Raw genomic sequence first — 16,161 nt, 5'->3', positions numbered from 1 at the left:
GATGTCTCGCACCGACCGGCTGGCGGCGTTGCTGAACCGGAGCGGGCTCGACCGGCTCGCCCGGCTGAGCTGGCGCGGCCTGCTCGTCCTGAACTACCACCGCATCGGCACGCCCAGCGAGACCGACGACCCCGACCTCTACAGCTGCACGGCCGATGACTTCGACAAGCACGTCACCGAGCTGGCGAAGCGGTTCGAGATCGTCACCGCCGGCAGCACGCAATGGCAGACCGGCGGCCCGGCGCGGCGGATCGCGATCACGCTCGACGACGGCTACGCCGACCAGAACGTCGGCGCGGAGATCCTGCACCGGCACGGCGTCCCGGGCACGTACTTCATCACCACGGGCTTCATCGACAAGCCGCAGCACGCGTGGTGGGACGAGATCGCGTGGCTCACCGGGACCCCCGTCGACCTCCCGGCGTCGCAGTGGCTGCCCGACGGGCTCGCCGCGGCCGGGCTGGACCCGACCCGCTACCGCCGGAAGGTCAACGCGGCCTACAAGGCGAAGGCGGGCGAGAAGGGCGAGGAGTTCCTCGCGGCGCTCGCCGGCTGGACCGACCGGCCGCGCCTCGACCAGCACGTCTCCGCCGACCGCTGGATGACGTGGGACGACGTTCGCACCCTCGCCGAGAGGGGCATGGAGATCGGCGCGCACAGCGTGACCCACCCGGTGCTCGCGACGCTCACCGCGCAGCGCCAGCGCGAGGAGATCGAAGGGTCGGTGCGCCGCCTCACCGAGGAGCTGCGCTCGCCCGTCGACCTGTTCAGCTACCCGGTCGGCGCCCGCACCAGCTTCGACGCGACCACCCGCGCGCTGCTGACCGAGATGGGCGTGCGCCGCGCGTTCAGCTTCTACGGCGGGGTGAACGGCAGGGAGCACACCGACGCGATGGACGTCCAGCGCGCCGGGGTGTTCGGCGACCACACCCCCGACGTCGTGCAGGCGATGTCCGCCGTTCCCGGCATCCTCTGCTCGCCGTCCCGCTACGCCTGAAACTTCCCCACCGTTTTGTGCACTTGCGCGCTCTGGGAGCGCGCAAGTGCACAAAACGGTGGGGGGATTCGGGTCAGCCCCGGCCGGCGAGTGCGCGCAGCTTGCGACCCAGCGGCGCGTCGGCGCCGACGAGCGGGCGCAGGCCCGCCTTCGCGACCCGCTTCGCCCGCCGCGGCAACGAGCCGAGCGACGGCGCGTCGACCGAGCCGGAGCAGACGACCACGTCGCCGGTCTGCATGGCGTCCTTGTAGTCGTGGCGCCCGCGGCCGAGGTCGACCGTGCCGACGCCGCGCTTCGCCGCCGCCTCCGCCAATTGGAACAGCAGCAGGATGCCCGGGGAGTACTTCCCGAAGTCGTTGTCGTAGGCGGGCAGCCACCACGAGAGCACCGAGCTCGACCAGAGTCCCGCGTGCGCCGCGATCGGCCGGTCGCCCGCGTACAGCACCGACAGCGCGCCGGAGCAGCCCGCCGCCCGGCTGCGCACCACGTCCTCGACCAGCCGGACGATCTTCGGGTCGGCGAAGCGGTCCCACTCGCCCAGCTGCGCGTACTGGCCCGACTTCCACCGCTTCAGCGCCTCGAGCGCCTCGGCGTCGTCGCTCTCGAACTCGAACCGCAGCTCGCCGACCTCACGCTCCAGCTTGCGCTGCTTGCGGAAGGTCGAGGCGAACCACTTCTTCGAACGGCCGCGCAGCGCCTCGATGTAGGCCTCGTAGCCCTCGCCGAGCTCGATGATCGGCGACGACTGGCGCTGCGTCCGGTACGCCCCGGGGGGCAGCTGCCCCTCGACGAGGCACTCGAAGTCCCACCCGGCCAGGCCGCTGCGCCGAAGCAGCTCAGCGACGGCCGGCGCGTGGCCGGGGGCGTGCACGAGCGCCTCGCAGTCGGAGAGGGTGTGCCCGATCGGCCGCGCGACCGCGCCGTGCCGCTCGTGCGCGAAGAACCCGACGATCCCGCCGTCCTCCTCGAACACGGTGACCCGCGCCTCCGGGCGCACCGCGCCGACCGCGATGGCGAACTCGGGGGCGAGGAACGGGTTGGCGACGACGCCGGAGCCGTCCAGCAGACTCCGCCAGCGCTCCAGCTCCGGTCCCCCCAACTCGGACGGCCGAACCGTGGAGCAACGCACGACGAGCACTCCTTCCAGGATGTGTGGACCATCTGTGCCGGCCACGAGTCTTCCATGCGCCGTTCGGCGGACAGCCGAGACTGGAACGTCGCAACCTTGCACCGGCGATCGACCGTCCACCGATCGGACGCGTCCGCCGACCTCGACACCATGGACACGTTCGACTGAGAACGGCGACAGCACGCTACCCTCCGTCACTGCTGGCGTGGACGTGCAGGGGGCACCGGCCACGGCAGCACCGCTCCCCGCGGAAGGACCCCCTGACCCCACATGTCCAGACATAGAATGCCGGCGGATCCCAACCGCCGGAACTCCGAGCTCGGCATGGCGGACCACCCATCCGCCCTGCTCGAACCAGTCGGGCACCACCGGACCGACGACGCCCCGAACGACGTCGAACCCGGCTGGCGCACCGCAGGCAGCACCGATCGGCACGCCGACTCGTACACCGACCTGTACACCTATCGCGACCAGGGGTACGAGTACGCCGACGACAACTACGGCGACACCAAGTACGAGCCCGCCGCCGAGCACGGCGCCGCCCAGCACGAGGACGACGCCCGGTACGAGGACGCCCGGTACGAGGACGCCCGGTACGAGGACGCCGAGTACGACGACGCGGACTACGTCGACGACGAGCGTGACGAGTACGACGACGACTACGACGACGCCCCGCAAGACGGCCCGGAAGACGGCCCGGAAGACGGCAACCACGACGCGGACGACGCCGAGGCCGCGACGGCTCTGCACCCGGTCGCCGCGGCGGACCCCGACGAGGACGACTACTCGACGGCCCTCGTCGAGCAGGACTCCCCGACGGCCGCCACCGCGATCGTCAGCGCCACCGGCTCGCACCGCAGGGTCGCGCCGGGCAAGCGGCGCCGGGCCGCGGCCCGCTCGTCGCGCAGGCGTCTGCACATCGTGGTCAGCGCGCTGGCCGCAGTCGCGTTGCTGACGACGGTCGCGGTGCTGCAGATCGGGCCGATCGGCCCGTTCAACCCCGCCGCGCAGACCAGCGATCTCAACGCGCCTGCGCTCGACGACCTCCCGGCCGCGGCGCCGATCCCGGCGGCCCCGGCCACCGACGCACCGGCGGAGGCGCCGCCCGCTCCGGCGGAACCCAGCAAGGTGCCCGCGGCGAAGAAGGAGACGTCCGGCGGGGGCGGCGCCCCCGGCAAGCGGGCGGTCGCCCGCATCGAGCAGGGCGGCGGCCAGGTCATCAACGTCGGCAGCGGCGGCAGCATCAGCTCCGCGGCGTCGAAGGCCGGCCCCGGCGACACCGTTGTGATCGCCGGCGGCACCTACAACGAGTCGCTCGACATCCAGAACGACGGCAGCAGCAGCGCCCCGATCACCTTCCAGGCCGCGCCCGGGGAGAACGTGGTGCTCTCCGGCGGCGCGAGCAACGGCGGGATCATCCACTTGAGCGGCCGGTCGTTCATCCGCCTGATCGGGCTCTCGGTGCGCGGCTCCGACGGGTTCGGGATCGTCGGCGACGGCGCGAGCAACATCACCGTTCGCGACTGCGAGGTCTCCGGCTCCAGCAACGGCGGCGTGGTCTTCACCAACGGCTCGAACATCACCGTCGAGCACTGCGACGTGAAGGGCAACAACTCCGCAGGTGAGGGCGCTTCGCACGAGGCGATCACGTTCGAGGGCGTCAACGGCTTCACCGCTCAGAACAACGTGGTCCGCGACAACGGCGAAGAAGGCATCGACGCGAAGTACGGCTCGAAGAACGGCAAGATCCTCAACAACACGTTGACCGGGAACCGCGGGCCGAACATCTACATCGACTCCGCTTCCAACATCACGATCTCCGGCAACACCATCAGCAACGCGACGGGTTCGAGCAAGGCCGGCATCGGCCTCGCGGTCGAGGACCTCGCCGACGTCCGCCAGACGTCCGGGATCAAGATCACGAACAACGTGGTGAAGAGCAATGCGGGCGGCGGCGTGAGCTTCTGGGCGGAGTCCAGCGGAACGTTCTCCGACATCCAGATCCTGAACAACACGCTCTCCAACAACGGCCGCGGTGGGATCGACATCCTCGGCGGCAGCTTCGGCGGGAACAACGTCCAGCGCGGCAACACGTTCTCCGGCAACGCCAGCGAGATCTCCGGCGACTCGGGGGCGTTCTCGTCGGGCGGGGGCGAGTAGGGCGACCGCTGGTCAGGAAAGCCACTTTCATGCAACCACGTTGCACGAAAGTGGCTTTCCTCATGCCCTGAGCGGCCGGTGAACGGACGGCCCGTTCGACCACCTGACGTGGGCGAATGGTCCGCTTCTCAGCTCGCACCACACCCTGGCGACGCATCCGCGCCGCCTTTCGGGACATCATGGTGTCTCCGCCACCATGAGGGAGCGTGCCGTGCGAAGACGGATCGTGCTGATGACGGTGCTGGTGTCCACCGTGGCCATCAGCCTGTTCGCGCTGCCGTTCGCAGCCGTCTGGCAGCGCTTCTACACGCAGATCGAGCTCGCCGAGCTGGAGCGCGACGCGCACTCCGTCGCGGCCGATGCGCTCGACGACCTGCGCGACGGCGAGGTGCCGAACCCGCACTGGCTCGAGGACAACATCACCGCCGCGATCTACTCCCCCAACGGGCAGAAGCTCGTCGGGGAGGGCCCGCAGACCGCCGACGCGCCGGTCCGGAAGGCCATGCGCTCCGACAAGATCGAACCCGACCAGCTGGAGGACGACCTGGTCGTCGCGGTGCCGATCTACCGCAACCACGACGAGCAGCTGCTCGGGGTGGTGCGCGCCTGGACGCCGTCCACCGACGCCAACGCCCGGATCGCCGATCGCTACCTGCAGATGCTCGGGCTGGCCGCGGTCGCGCTGCTGGCGACGTGGCTGCTGGCCCGGTACCAGGCCCGCAGGTTGTCCGTGCACGTCGAGGACCTCTCGAAGGCCGCGCTACGCCTCGGCGACGGCGACTTCACCGTGGAGGAACGGGTCGTCGGGATCGCGGAGATCGACCAGGTCCGGTCGTCGCTGAACGCCACCGCGTCGCGCCTCGACGCGCTGCTCGCCCGCGAACGGGCCTTCTCGGCCGAGGCGTCCCACCAGCTGCGCACCCCGCTGACGGGCCTGCAGCTGCGGCTGGAGGCCGCGCTGCGCTCGCCGGGCCACGACCACACGCACGCGATCCGGGCCAGCCTCGCCGAGGTCGACCGGCTCGAACGCACCATCGCCGACCTGCTCGCGCTCGCCCGCGGCAACCGGCAGAAGGGGGTGCTCGACCTCGCCGGGCTGCTCACCGAGGTGCACCAGGTGTGGGGGCCGCGGCTGGGCAGTCAGCGCCGCGCGCTGCGGTTCGCGGTGGCGGAGAACCTTCCGGTCGTCGAGGCGTCCACAGCGGCGATCCGGCAGGTGCTCACCGTGCTGCTCGGCAACGCGACCGAGCACGGGAAGGGCACGGTCACCGTTGCGGTGCGCGACATCGAGGAGGCCGTCGCGATCGACGTCGCAGACCAGGGCAGTGTCAGCCAGGGCGAGGGCAGCGACCTGTTCGAGCGGCGCGAGCCCGACGCCGACGGGCACGGGATCGGGCTGGCCCTGGCCCGCAGGCTGGTCGAGGCGGAAGGCGGCCGGTTGCAGCTCAGCCGCCCGTCGCCGACGACGTTGACGGTGTTCCTCGCCGCCGGTCGGCGGTCCACCGGGTCCACCCCGCCGGCCGGGATGCCGACATCCGTGCCGCTGGTCCGGAGCCGGCCCTGAGCGCGCAGGTAGGGTGATCACGTGGCGAGGCTGCTGCTTGTCGAGGACGACCAGACCATCGGGAAGGTGCTCGAGACGAGCCTTGCCACGTCGGGGCACGACGTCACCTGGCACATGACCGGTCGCGGGGCGCTCAACCACGCCGCCGCCCAGCAGCTCGACCTCGTCCTGCTCGACCTCGGTCTGCCCGACATGGACGGCGTCGACGTCTGCCGGCGGGTCCGCGCCCTCCAGCCGGGCTGTGTCGTGGTGATGCTGACCGCACGGCACGACGAGATGGACGTCGTCGTCGGGCTCGAAGCCGGCGCCGACGACTACCTCACGAAGCCGATCCGGCTCGGTGAGCTGCTCGCCAGGGTGCGGGCGCACCTGCGGCGCGGCGGGGCCGGCGCGCAGCCGACCGGGGTGCTGGTCGTCGGCGACCTGACCGTCGACACCGGGCAGCGGCGGGTGCTGGTGAAGGGCCGCGAGGTCGTGTTGCGGGCGAAGGAGTTCGACCTGCTCGCCCGGCTCGCCGCGGAGCCAGGGGTGGCGCTGAGCCGCTCCACGCTCATGGAGGACGTCTGGGACGCCCACTGGTCGGGCTCCACCAAGACGCTCGACGTGCACGTCGCCGCGCTGCGCCGGAAGCTGGAGGCCTTCGCGCAGGGCGCGCCGCGCCTCCCCCGCGTAGCCACCCTCCGCGGCTACGGCTACCGGCTGGAAGAAGTCCCGGCGTAAACCGGCGCGGGACGGCACTGTGCCCGCCCTCCCCGACCCGGGTGAGCCGTCTCGGCGCAGTCAGGCTCCCGCCCGCAGGGTGGCCACCCTCCCCCGAGCACTCAGGGCGCGTCGGGGGCGCCGGGAAAGCCACTTTCCCGGCCTGTGGCGCTGGGAAAGTGGCTTTCCAGGCAACGTGTGCGGGACGCACGCGTTGCCCCCTGAACGACGTCTCGTGAGCGCGAACACACGCCCCTGACCTGCGGATCCACAACTTTGTCTGACGGCTTGCAATCGCCTTGCCGTGCGCTAACCATCGCCTCCCGACACTGGTCACATGATGCTGATCGGCGAGCGCACCCCAGGATTCGCGCCGGCCCCGGCGCGGCTGGTGGCGCGGACGCGGGCCATGGCGGTCCGGTCGCTCGTCGCTCGCACCGTGCGGGAGCGTCTCTCCCGCCGCCAGCACGCCGAGCAGGCGCGGCGTGCCGCTGCCGCGCAGATGCGCTGGATCACCGCCGCCCGCGAGCTCGACGTCCCCTCGCGCCGGGTCGCGGACCGCGGACTGGAGCTGCTGGCCGGCTCGGAGCGGTTCGTCGTCGGCCCGACCCGCTGGTCGCTGGAGCAGTCTGAGGCGCTCGAGGCCACGCGCGACCGCGCCGCGACGCTCGGCATGCTCGAGGCGAACGGCCTGCCGGTCGTCCCCCACGTGCGCTGCACGATCGCCTCGCTCGACACCGCGTTCGCGTTCATCGCCGCCGCGCGCCGCCCCTGCACGCTGCGCCCCGCGCTCACCCCAGGAACCGGCACCGGCACTGCCACCGGGACCGGCGCCACCTCGGGCATCACCGGCGAGCGTGCGCTCATCCGTGCCGCGGCAGATGCAGCCGCGGCATGCGCGTCGGTCGGCAGCACAGGTCCCCTCGCTGTGCTGCCGGCCGCCGCGCGCGGCCTCGACCGCGTGCCGCTGATGGTCGAGGAGGACGTTCCGGGCGAGCGGTTCCGCGTGCTCGTGGTCGACGGTGTGGCCGTCGACGCCGTCCGGATCCACCCCCGTACCGGCCCGGTCCGCGCCGGCCTCAACGCGCAGACGCTCACGGAGTGTGTCCGTGCGGTCGAGCACGTCGGGGCCCGCATGGCGGGTGTCGAGCTGGTCGTCAGCGACCCGACGGTCGCGCTGAGCCGTGGCGGTGGGTGCATCCGCACCGTTGCCGTGACCACCGATCTCACCGCGCACCAGCCGGAGTCGGGCTTCGATCCGGCCCGTGTAGTGCTCGAACGGTTGTCGGTGCCGTCACCCGCCTAGGTCGGCCCCCTCACCCGTCCGGCTCACACTTCTCCAAATCGCTCCGCGTCGTCACACGAGTCGCTACCGTCCCTCACGTCTCACACGACGGTGCAGATCGGCGAGAGGACCGGCGGTCACGATGTACGCAGAGCGACGAGAACACCCCCGCAGCAGCGGGCGCGTGATCGCGACGGTGCTCGCGGTCGCGGCCACCCTGGTCACCCTCTGTACTGCCAACGGCGATTCGGTCGTCTGGCAGACCGGCGCGGTCGACGGGTTGGGCGACGGGCCCGCTCCGGACCGTCGCCACTTCTCGACCTCCGAGCACGCCGGCAAGGTCCCGACCGCACCCATGCCGCACGGCCGCAGGGTGATCACCGAGCAGGCGCCCACCTCCGGAAGGACGATCAAGGTCGCCAAGGACGGCTCCGGCGACGCGACCTCCGTGCAGGACGCCGCCGAGCAGGCGCAGGCAGGCGACACCGTGCTCATCTCCGCAGGTGAGTACCCGGAGGCGCTCGCCCCGCCCCGCGACGGCTCCAGCGGCGCGTACATCACGTTCCAGGCCGCGCCGGGCGCCGCGGTGGTGCTCGACGGCAGCGGCGGCGAGTCGGCGGGCAACGGCCTGGTCGACCTGAGCGGCCGCTCCTTCATCAAGCTCGTCGGCCTCAGCTTCAAGGGCTCCTCGACGCACGGCGTCTACGCCGAAGGCGCGAGCGACATCGTCATCCGCGACAGCGAGGTCGACGGCTCCACCAACGGCGGGATGGTCTTCCTCGGCTCCTCGAACATCCTCATCGAGCACAGCGAGGTGCACGGGTCGAACTCCGCGGGCACCAGCGCGTCGCACGAGGCGATCAGCTTCGACGGCAGCGACGGGTTCGAGGTCGCCTACAGCGTCGTGAGCGACAACGGCGAGGAAGGCATCGACGCGAAGTACGACTCGCGCAACGGCAAGATCCACGACAACACCGTCAAGAACAACCGCGGCCCCAACATCTACGTCGACTCCGCCAACACCGTCGAGGTCTACAACAACCTCGTCGTCGGGACGACGGAAGGCAGCAAGGCGGGCATCTCGCTCGCCGTGGAGGACCTCTCCGACTCGCGGCGCACGTTCGGCGTCAAGGTCTACAACAACGTGGTCGTGAACAACGCGGGTGGCGGCATCGGGTTCTGGACGGAGTCGAGCGGCAGCTTCGAGGACATCCACATCGTCAACAACACCGTCGCGAACAACTCGAACGGCGGGCTCAACATCGTCTCGGGCGACTTCGGCGGCAAGAACCTGCTGCGCAACAACATCTTCTCCGGCAACGACGAGGACGTCGCGGGCGGCGCCGACGGGTTCACCGCCGACCACAACCTGTTCTCCGAGGGCGGCATCGGCTCGGCGCTGATCAACGGGGTCGTCCGGTTCGTCGACACGACGGCCGACGACCTGCGGCTCACGCCGGGCTCGGCGGGTGTCGACGCGGGCTCCACGGCCGACGCGCCGCAGTTCGACATCACCGGCGCGAAGCGGCCCACCGACGGCAAGATCGACATCGGCGCCTACGAGCTGAGCGGTGACGGCGCACCGACCCGCACCGACATCCAGGCGGGCGCGGATCCGCCGGAGGTGGTCGTCCCGCAGGTGCCGGCGCCGGTGGCGCCGGCCGCGCCGTCGCCTGGCGAGGAGGGCCTCAGCCCGGCATCCGGTTCCGCGCAGCGGGCGCAGTCGCGTTCCTGACCGGGAGCGCCCTGCCGGGGCCGGGCGTTCCGGGCGCCCCGGTGAACGGGCGGGTGCCCGCCCGCGGTGCCGGCGACGGCATCGGCTGCGGGCGGCCCACACCGTGCGCGGCGACGTGCAGCGCGGCGGCGTGGGTGACCGCCGCCACGGGCAGGCCACCGGTCACCGGCGGCGCCTCGTCCGGCTCCCGGTCGATGATCCAGATCGCGATCGGGATGAGTGTGATGAGCATCGCGAGCGCAGGCCACATCATCACCTCGATCGACGCGTACCCGAGCACCACCGACGCCGTGAGCGCGCCGGCGAAGAGCACCGCCCACTGCAGGTGGCGGCGGAAGGTGACGAGCTTGTCGCGCGTGACGGCGTCGCTCTTCGGCGTCACGACGAACTTCGCGGGCCGGCGCAGCAGGGTGGCGATGAGCGAGCTGGCGTAGATCGGCGCGCAGATCACCGACATCGCCATCCCGCGGATGCCTGGCGAGTTCTCCGCCTCGTACGGGCTCACGTTGTAGCGGCGGTTGCGGATGTAGACCCACATCTGGAAGGCCGTGGCGTCGATGTAGAGCGCGAGCCACAACGCCGGCGGCACGACGACACCGCTCACCCCGAACGACAGGTAGAGCACCGCGTTGATCGCGCCGAGGATCCAGCCGATCGCCATCGAGGGGTAGAACGTGGTGATCAGCAGGTAGTGGAAGAGCTTGCCGAAGCCGAGCCTGCGCGCGCGACCCCAGAAGTTGCTCATCAGGATCTCGAACGTGCCGCGCGACCAGCGCAGCTGCTGGCTGAAGTAGTCCGACCAGGACGACGGGCCTTCGCCGACCGCGACGACGTCGGGGGTGTACACCGAGCGCCACTTCGCGCCGGTCGCCGGATTGCGCCTGCTGTGCAGCGCAAGCCCGGTCGCCATGTCCTCGGTGATCGAGTCGGAGAGCCCGCCGATGCAGAACAGCGCGTCGAGCCGCACGGCGTTGTTCGTGCCGACGAGCATCGCGGCGCCGTAGGCGTTCGCGGCGCGCTGGATCACCGAGTGGAACGGGAACTGCTGCGACTCCGCCGCCTTCGTCACGAAGTTGTTGAAGTTCGCGTAGCACTGCGGGCCGACGACGTAGGCGACGTCCGGGTCGCGGAAGTAGCCGAGCATGCGCTCGGCGTAGTTCGGCAGCGGCACGTGGTCGGGGTCGACCGAGAGGAACACGTCGTAGCGGTAGCCGTGCTTGTCGACCCAGGCGTTGTAGTTGCCGTGCTTGGTCTTCGCCTTGAAGTGGCCCTTGGGCTGGTTGTACTCGGGGACGCCCTTGCGGCTGAAGTGCCGCACGCCCTCGGCCTGGCACATCTCCTTGACCTGCGCGTCATCGCCCTCGTCGAGGAGCCACACGTGCAGCACGCCGTCGTGGCGGATCCGCCGCGCGGCGCGCAGCGTCGTGCGCACCATCTCGATCGGCTCCTTGCCCGGCACGATCGTCGTGAGGAACGCGACGCGCATGCGCGGGTCGGGCCGCACCGGTATCGGGTCCCTCGCCAGCACCGTCGCGACCGACAGCGAGATCACGTTGATCATGCGGAGCAGCTCGACGATGCCGATCGACGTGAGCACGAAGATGTTCGCCACGATCGCGAACACGGTGCCGTCCTCGACGTCCGGGCGGTGCTGCGGCAGCAGCAGCCAGACGACGAAGGCGACCTCGATCAGGATGTTCGCGGTGATGATGAGGATCGAGCCCAGCCAGCGCCCGCGACCGGACTTGAGGTGCACGCCGCGGTACTTGACGCGGTACTGCTCACCCTGCGGCGGCTCGGTGATCTTCCCGGCGAGCGTGCTGAAGTCGCGCAGGTTGGCCGCCGCCATGATCACGGTCGGCGCATCAACCGAACTCTCGCGCACCCTCATCCCTTCGCCTAACGACCGGGGACCCACCCAAGTGACAAGCACCCACGCACGCCACGGGCGTGGCGACCGGAGATGCACGCCGCCGAGCAGCAAGATCGACGCATCTCCGCGCGGAGCCGCGGGACGTCGACGGGCTCCGTCACCCGGGCCGACGCGAGGGCAGCCTATCCGCCCATTGGGGTGAACGTACCGCCGGGTGGCGGGCTACACAGCGTCAACCGGGCGTTTCGGACCGGCCGGGGCCGCTGCGACCCGACCCTGGAACGATCGCGTCAGGCAGCGGCACCCAGCCACGGCTCCCATGCGGGCAGCGGCTCGACGGCGAGCACGAGCACCCCACCCGCTGTCCGGCTCGGGGCGCCGGGGGTGAAGTCGAGCATCCAGCCGAGCTCCTCGATCAGCCGGTCGGCCTTCTTCGAGTTGCAGGCACGGCAGGCCGCGACGCAGTTCTCCCAACTGTGCTGGCCGCCCCGGCTGCGCGGGACGACGTGGTCGATGGTGTCGGCGCGCTTGCTGCAGTACGCGCAGCGCCGACCGTCGCGGCGCAGCACGCCGGCCCTGGTCATGGGCACCGCGCGGCGGTAGGGGACGCGCACATAGCGGGACAGGCGCATCACCGACGGTGCGGGGATGGTGAGGTTCTCGGAGTGGAAGGCCTCGTCGAGGGCGGCCTCCACGCACTCGGCCTTGCCGGTGAGCATGAGTACGACGGCGCGCTTGGCGGTGACGACCGCCAACGGTTCGAACGTCGCGTTGAGAAGCAGGACCCGGGACCCCTTCGGGACCACGCTCGGGTGCGGCGCGATCCCCGGTGCCTCCCCTGGCTCGAGGCCGGCACCGATGGGGTCGGGTTGTCGATGCTTCACGCGACCACCTCCATGCGGCTGGAGCAATTGCTCCTGCCCAGATCAGACCATAGAGGGAGTGGGTTACGCACGTGTGATAAGGACTCGAACACGTCCCGGCGTGTCAGGTGATCTTTCGGGTGAACCTCGCGCGACGGGGTGCGCGTCACGCACCGGCGGCGGCGTCGAGCGCCGCGCGCACGTCCGCGACCAGGTCAGCGGTGTCCTCGCACCCCGCGGAGAAGCGCAGCAGCGCCGGGTCGACGGCGTCGCCCCACCGCTCCCGCCGGTCGACGGTGCTGCGCGGGCCGCCGAAACTCGTCGCCGAACCGACCAGGTTCGAGGTCTTCAGGAACGCCGCGACCGCCTGCTCCGACGCGAGCGTGAACCGCAGGACGCCGTTCCACCGCCGCATCTGCGCGGCCGCGACGGCGTGCGCCGGGTCGCCCGCCAGCCCCGGCCACCGGACGTCCGACGCCGCGGGGTGGGCCAGCGCCAGCTCGGCGACGGCACGCGCGTTCTCCGCCTGCCTGGCCAGCCGCAGGTCGAGCGTCGCGAGCCCGCGGTGGGCGAGCCAGGCCTCCATCGGCCCCGGCACCGCTCCCCCGCGCGAGCGCGCCTCGCGCAACCTGGCGAGGAGCGCCGGGTCGCGGGCGGTGACGTGGCCCAGCACGACGTCGCCGTGGCCGGCGAGCGCCTTCGTGTCGCTGGCGACGGTCAGGTCGGCACCGAGGTCGAGCGGCACCTGGCCGAGCGGGGTCGCGGTGGTGTTGTCGACGGCGAGCAGCGCGCCGGCCGCGTGCGCGAGCGCGGCGACCGCCGCGATGTCGACGACGTCGAGCCCGGGGTTGGACGGCGTCTCCAGCAGCACGAGCCCGGCGCCGTCCATCGCCGCGGCCCAGTCGCCGTTCGTCGGCACCTCCCGGACCTCGACGCCCAGCGGCGCCAGCTCGGCGTGCGCGAGGGAGCGCGCCAGGTAGTAGCCGTCGGCGGGCACGACCAGCGCGCCGCCGGTCGCGCCCAGCCGCAGCACGGCACCGATCGCGGCCATGCCGCTCGCGAACGCGACGCACCGACCGCCGTCGAGCGCGCCGATGGCGGCCTCCAGCGCGCGCCACGTCGGGTTGTCGGCGCGGCCGTAGAAGTCGGCGGGCGCCGGGTCCCCAGGCACGCCGAGCTCGAACGTCGAGGAGAGCACGGGACCGGGGTGCAGCGGGGCGCCCAACGCGGCCGCGACGTGCCCGCCGTGCACGCACCGGGTGCCGTCGCCGGCCCTACTCGGGTCGGGGTGCACGGCTGATCAGCTCCTTGCCCATCTCCGCTGCCGAAAGGCCCTCGTGGCAGACCCGCCGCACGGCGTCGGCGATCGGCAGCTCGACGCCGTACCGCTCGGCCAGCTCGCAGATCGAGAGGCACGACTTGACACCCTCCGCGACCTGCCCGTGGTTGGCTGCCTCCGCCTGTTCGAGCGATTCGCCGCGCCCGAGCCGTTCGCCGAACGTCCGGTTGCGCGAGAGCGGCGATGAGCAGGTCGCCGCGAGGTCGCCGAGCCCGGCGAGGCCCGCGAACGTCAGCGGGTCGGCGCCGAGCGCCATGCCCAGTCGGGAGATCTCGGCGAGCCCGCGCGTGATCAGCGAGGCCCTCGTGTTGTCGCGGAAGCCCATGCCGGCGGCGATGCCGCAGGCGAGCGCGATGACGTTCTTGCCTGCGCCCCCCAGCTCGCAGCCGGTCACGTCGGTGTTGGTGTAGGCCTTGAAGTAGTGGTTGGTGCACGCCATCTGCACGGCGACAGCGCGGTCGTGGTCGTTGCAGGCGATCACGGTCGCCGTCGGCTCCTCCGCGGCGATCTCCAGTGCGAGGTTGGGCCCCGAGACGACCGCCACCTGCTCCTCGTGCACCCCGGCGACCTCGACGATCACCTCGCTCATCCGCTTGAGCGATCCCAGCTCGACGCCCTTGGCGAGGCTCACGACCGTGCGCCCCTGCGGCAGCAGGTCGCGCCAACCTTCCAGGTTCGCGCGCAGCTTCTGCGACGGAACGGCGAGCACCACGGCGTCGGCACCGTCGAGCGCTGCCGCGGGGTCCGTGGTGGCGCTCAGGCGATGTGGCAGCTCGACGCCCGGCAGGTAGTCGGGGTTGCGGTGGCGTTCGTTCACCGCCGCGGCGACCTCGGCGCGGCGGGCCCACACCACCACCTCGCGCCCGGCGTCGGCCATCACCTTGGCGAACGTGGTGCCCCACGACCCCGCCCCCAGCACCGCAACGCGTCGCACGTCGGCAGGATGCGTCATGAAGCAGCTCCCTTGCGGAAGAACTCGGAGGGGGCCGGTTCGCCGCGCACCTCGGCGAGCAGCTCCCTGACCCTGGTCATCAGCATGTCGGTCACCTCGCGCAGCAGCGCCGCGTCGAGCGGGCGCTCGCGGTAGGCGGACAGGTCGATCGGCTCGCCGCAGCGCACCGTGATCGGCTTGCGCGGCAGCGGTCGGAACTTCTTGTTGTAGCCGTCGTACACCTCGCGGGTGCCCCAGTGCACGGTCGGCACGATCGGGACGTCGGCGGAGAGCGCAAGCCGTGCCACACCCGTGCGCGAGTGCATCGGCCAGCCGTCGGGGTCGCGGGTGATCGTGCCTTCCGGGTAGATCACCACGACCTTGCCGTTCTTGAGCGCCTCCGTGCCGGCCCGCAGGCTCTGCTGCGCGTCGATCGTCTCCCGGTAGACCGGGATCTGCTCGCTCCCGGCGAGCGCCCACCCGAGCACCGGTGCCTTCCAGAGGCTGTGCTTCGCGAGGAACCGCGGCACCCGGCGTGCCCTGTGCACCACCAACCCGGTGAAGACCGGGTCGAGGTGGGAGATGTGGTTGGCGACGATCAGCGCGCCGCCCTGCAGCGGGATGTTCTCCTTGCCGACGTAGCGCGCGCGGCCGACGAGGAACTCGATGGGATAGAAGAACACGGCGCAGAAGTTGATCCAGAAACCGCCCTTCTCACGCTTCACCCGCGATTCCTCCACTCCGGTCCGGGACCGCGAGTCTTCCTGGCCGAGCGACGCTGGTCCACCACCGGGTGCCGGCGTCACATCGATCGAGTCACATCCGCGGGCCGATCACCACCCTCCAACGCGTGCCACCATGGAGGAGTGCCAGAGGAACGCCCCAGAGGAATGCCTGGGATGAGCCACGACGTCGATCTCGTCGTCCCGGTCAAGCAGCTGCAGCTGGCCAAGACGCGCCTGCGCGGCGCCGTCGACGACGGCGCCGGTGAGCCGGAGCTGCACGCCCGGCTCGCGCTGGCGCTGGCGCACGACACCGTCGCGGCGGTGCGCGCAGCCCGCCGCGTGCGGCACCTCGTCGTGATCAGCTCCGATCCCGTCGTCGCTGCCGAGCTGGGTGTCGTCGGGGTCGAGGTGGTGCCCGACGGCCCCGTCGCGGGTTTGAACGCCGCGTACGAGCACGGTGCCGCGCTGCTGCGCTCGCGCGATCCGCAGTGCGTCGTCGGGGCGCTGCAGGCAGACCTGCCGGCGTTGCGCCCGGCCGAGCTCGACGCCGCGATCGGGGCGGCGCTCGCGGTGTTCGCCGGCGGCACCGCACGGCGGGCGTTCTGCGCCGACGCCGACGGGACCGGCACGACGTTCCTGCTGGCCGCGCCCGGCATCCCGCTCGCGCCCCGGTTCGGCGCGGGCTCGGCCGCGCGGCACGCCGCCGATGCCGAGCCGCTCGTCGGTACGTGGCCGGGCCTGCGCCGCGACGTCGACACCGGGGACGACCTGCGGGCCGCGACGGAGCTGGGGCTGGGACCGAACACCCGCGGGGTGCTGACGCCGTGCCCGGTGCGCCCCTGTTGAGCGCACGGCGAGCGG

General features: G+C 71.7%; 13 protein-coding genes. 7 read left to right on the top strand and 6 right to left on the bottom strand.

What is annotated here, in order from left to right:
- Position 1: 1 nt before the first annotated feature.
- Positions 2–997 carry a polysaccharide deacetylase family protein gene (locus LL648_RS20905; protein ID WP_232664313.1) on the top strand — a complete coding sequence of 332 codons (996 nt, stop codon included), beginning with the start codon at positions 2–4 and terminating at the stop codon, positions 995–997.
- Between the two features lie 73 nt (positions 998–1,070).
- Here LL648_RS20905 and LL648_RS20900 read toward each other — a convergent pair whose 3' ends face one another.
- Positions 1,071–2,126 carry a GNAT family N-acetyltransferase gene (locus tag LL648_RS20900; protein ID WP_232664312.1) on the bottom strand — a complete coding sequence of 352 codons (1,056 nt, stop codon included), beginning with the start codon at positions 2,124–2,126 and terminating at the stop codon, positions 1,071–1,073.
- A 324-nt stretch (positions 2,127–2,450) separates the two neighbouring features.
- Between LL648_RS20900 and LL648_RS20895 the strand changes: the two genes are divergently transcribed.
- From LL648_RS20895 to LL648_RS20875, 5 genes are all read left to right on the top strand, one after another.
- Positions 2,451–4,286: a right-handed parallel beta-helix repeat-containing protein gene (locus tag LL648_RS20895; RefSeq protein WP_232664311.1), complete on the top strand. Its 1,836-nt coding sequence runs from the start codon at positions 2,451–2,453 to the stop codon at positions 4,284–4,286.
- Between the two features lie 211 nt (positions 4,287–4,497).
- Positions 4,498–5,850 (top strand): sensor histidine kinase, encoded by a 1,353-nt coding sequence (locus LL648_RS20890; RefSeq protein ID WP_232664310.1) that lies wholly within the window; start codon positions 4,498–4,500, stop codon positions 5,848–5,850.
- A 21-nt stretch (positions 5,851–5,871) separates the two neighbouring features.
- Positions 5,872–6,570 carry a response regulator transcription factor gene (locus tag LL648_RS20885; RefSeq protein WP_232664309.1) on the top strand — a complete coding sequence of 233 codons (699 nt, stop codon included), beginning with the start codon at positions 5,872–5,874 and terminating at the stop codon, positions 6,568–6,570.
- Positions 6,571–6,886: 316 nt separating this feature from the next.
- The gene (locus tag LL648_RS20880; protein WP_232664308.1) at positions 6,887–7,855 is read left to right on the top strand and encodes a hypothetical protein; all 969 of its coding nucleotides are present in this window, start codon (positions 6,887–6,889) and stop codon (positions 7,853–7,855) included.
- Between the two features lie 163 nt (positions 7,856–8,018).
- The gene (locus tag LL648_RS20875) at positions 8,019–9,569 is read left to right on the top strand and encodes a right-handed parallel beta-helix repeat-containing protein (protein ID WP_232664307.1); all 1,551 of its coding nucleotides are present in this window, start codon (positions 8,019–8,021) and stop codon (positions 9,567–9,569) included.
- On the opposite strand, the gene LL648_RS20870 is transcribed toward LL648_RS20875, so the two are convergent.
- The 5 genes from LL648_RS20870 to LL648_RS20850 form a co-directional block, all read right to left on the bottom strand.
- Complete coding sequence (locus tag LL648_RS20870; RefSeq protein WP_232664306.1) at positions 9,523–11,454, bottom strand: glycosyltransferase family 2 protein; 1,932 nt, start codon at positions 11,452–11,454, stop codon at positions 9,523–9,525. The genes LL648_RS20875 and LL648_RS20870 overlap by 47 nt on opposite strands.
- A 278-nt stretch (positions 11,455–11,732) precedes the next feature.
- Positions 11,733–12,326, bottom strand: coding sequence for an HNH endonuclease (locus tag LL648_RS20865; RefSeq protein WP_232664305.1), 594 nt, complete (start codon positions 12,324–12,326; stop codon positions 11,733–11,735).
- A gap of 145 nt (positions 12,327–12,471) precedes the next feature.
- Positions 12,472–13,599 (bottom strand): cystathionine gamma-lyase, encoded by a 1,128-nt coding sequence (locus tag LL648_RS20860; protein WP_232664304.1) that lies wholly within the window; start codon positions 13,597–13,599, stop codon positions 12,472–12,474.
- The gene (locus LL648_RS20855) at positions 13,580–14,596 is read right to left on the bottom strand and encodes an NAD(P)H-dependent glycerol-3-phosphate dehydrogenase (RefSeq protein WP_232664303.1); all 1,017 of its coding nucleotides are present in this window, start codon (positions 14,594–14,596) and stop codon (positions 13,580–13,582) included. The genes LL648_RS20860 and LL648_RS20855 overlap by 20 nt, the downstream gene beginning before the upstream one ends.
- Entirely contained in the window at positions 14,593–15,300 is a 708-nt protein-coding gene (locus tag LL648_RS20850) for a lysophospholipid acyltransferase family protein (protein WP_232664302.1), read from the bottom strand. The genes LL648_RS20855 and LL648_RS20850 overlap by 4 nt, the downstream gene beginning before the upstream one ends.
- A 174-nt stretch (positions 15,301–15,474) precedes the next feature.
- Here LL648_RS20850 and cofC point away from each other — a divergent pair, with 174 nt between their 5' ends.
- Complete coding sequence (gene cofC / locus LL648_RS20845; RefSeq protein ID WP_232664301.1) at positions 15,475–16,146, top strand: 2-phospho-L-lactate guanylyltransferase; 672 nt, start codon at positions 15,475–15,477, stop codon at positions 16,144–16,146.
- The last annotated feature ends 15 nt before the right edge of the window (positions 16,147–16,161 follow it).

The sequence above is a fragment of the Pseudonocardia sp. TRM90224 genome, assembly GCF_021245725.1.
Classification (GTDB): domain Bacteria; phylum Actinomycetota; class Actinomycetes; order Mycobacteriales; family Pseudonocardiaceae; genus Pseudonocardia.
This window is presented reverse-complemented; position numbering and strand designations above follow the sequence as displayed.

Excerpts from the sequence above, each read along its gene's own strand:
- LL648_RS20855 (WP_232664303.1), bottom strand. The coding sequence starts at position 14,596 with ATGACGCATCCTGCCGACGTGCGACGCGTTGCGGTGCTGGGGGCGGGG.
- LL648_RS20895 (WP_232664311.1), top strand. The coding sequence starts at position 2,451 with ATGGCGGACCACCCATCCGCCCTGCTCGAACCAGTCGGGCACCACCGG.
- LL648_RS20880 (WP_232664308.1), top strand. The coding sequence starts at position 6,887 with ATGATGCTGATCGGCGAGCGCACCCCAGGATTCGCGCCGGCCCCGGCG.
- cofC (WP_232664301.1), top strand. The coding sequence starts at position 15,475 with ATGAGCCACGACGTCGATCTCGTCGTCCCGGTCAAGCAGCTGCAGCTG.
- LL648_RS20905 (WP_232664313.1), top strand. The coding sequence starts at position 2 with ATGTCTCGCACCGACCGGCTGGCGGCGTTGCTGAACCGGAGCGGGCTC.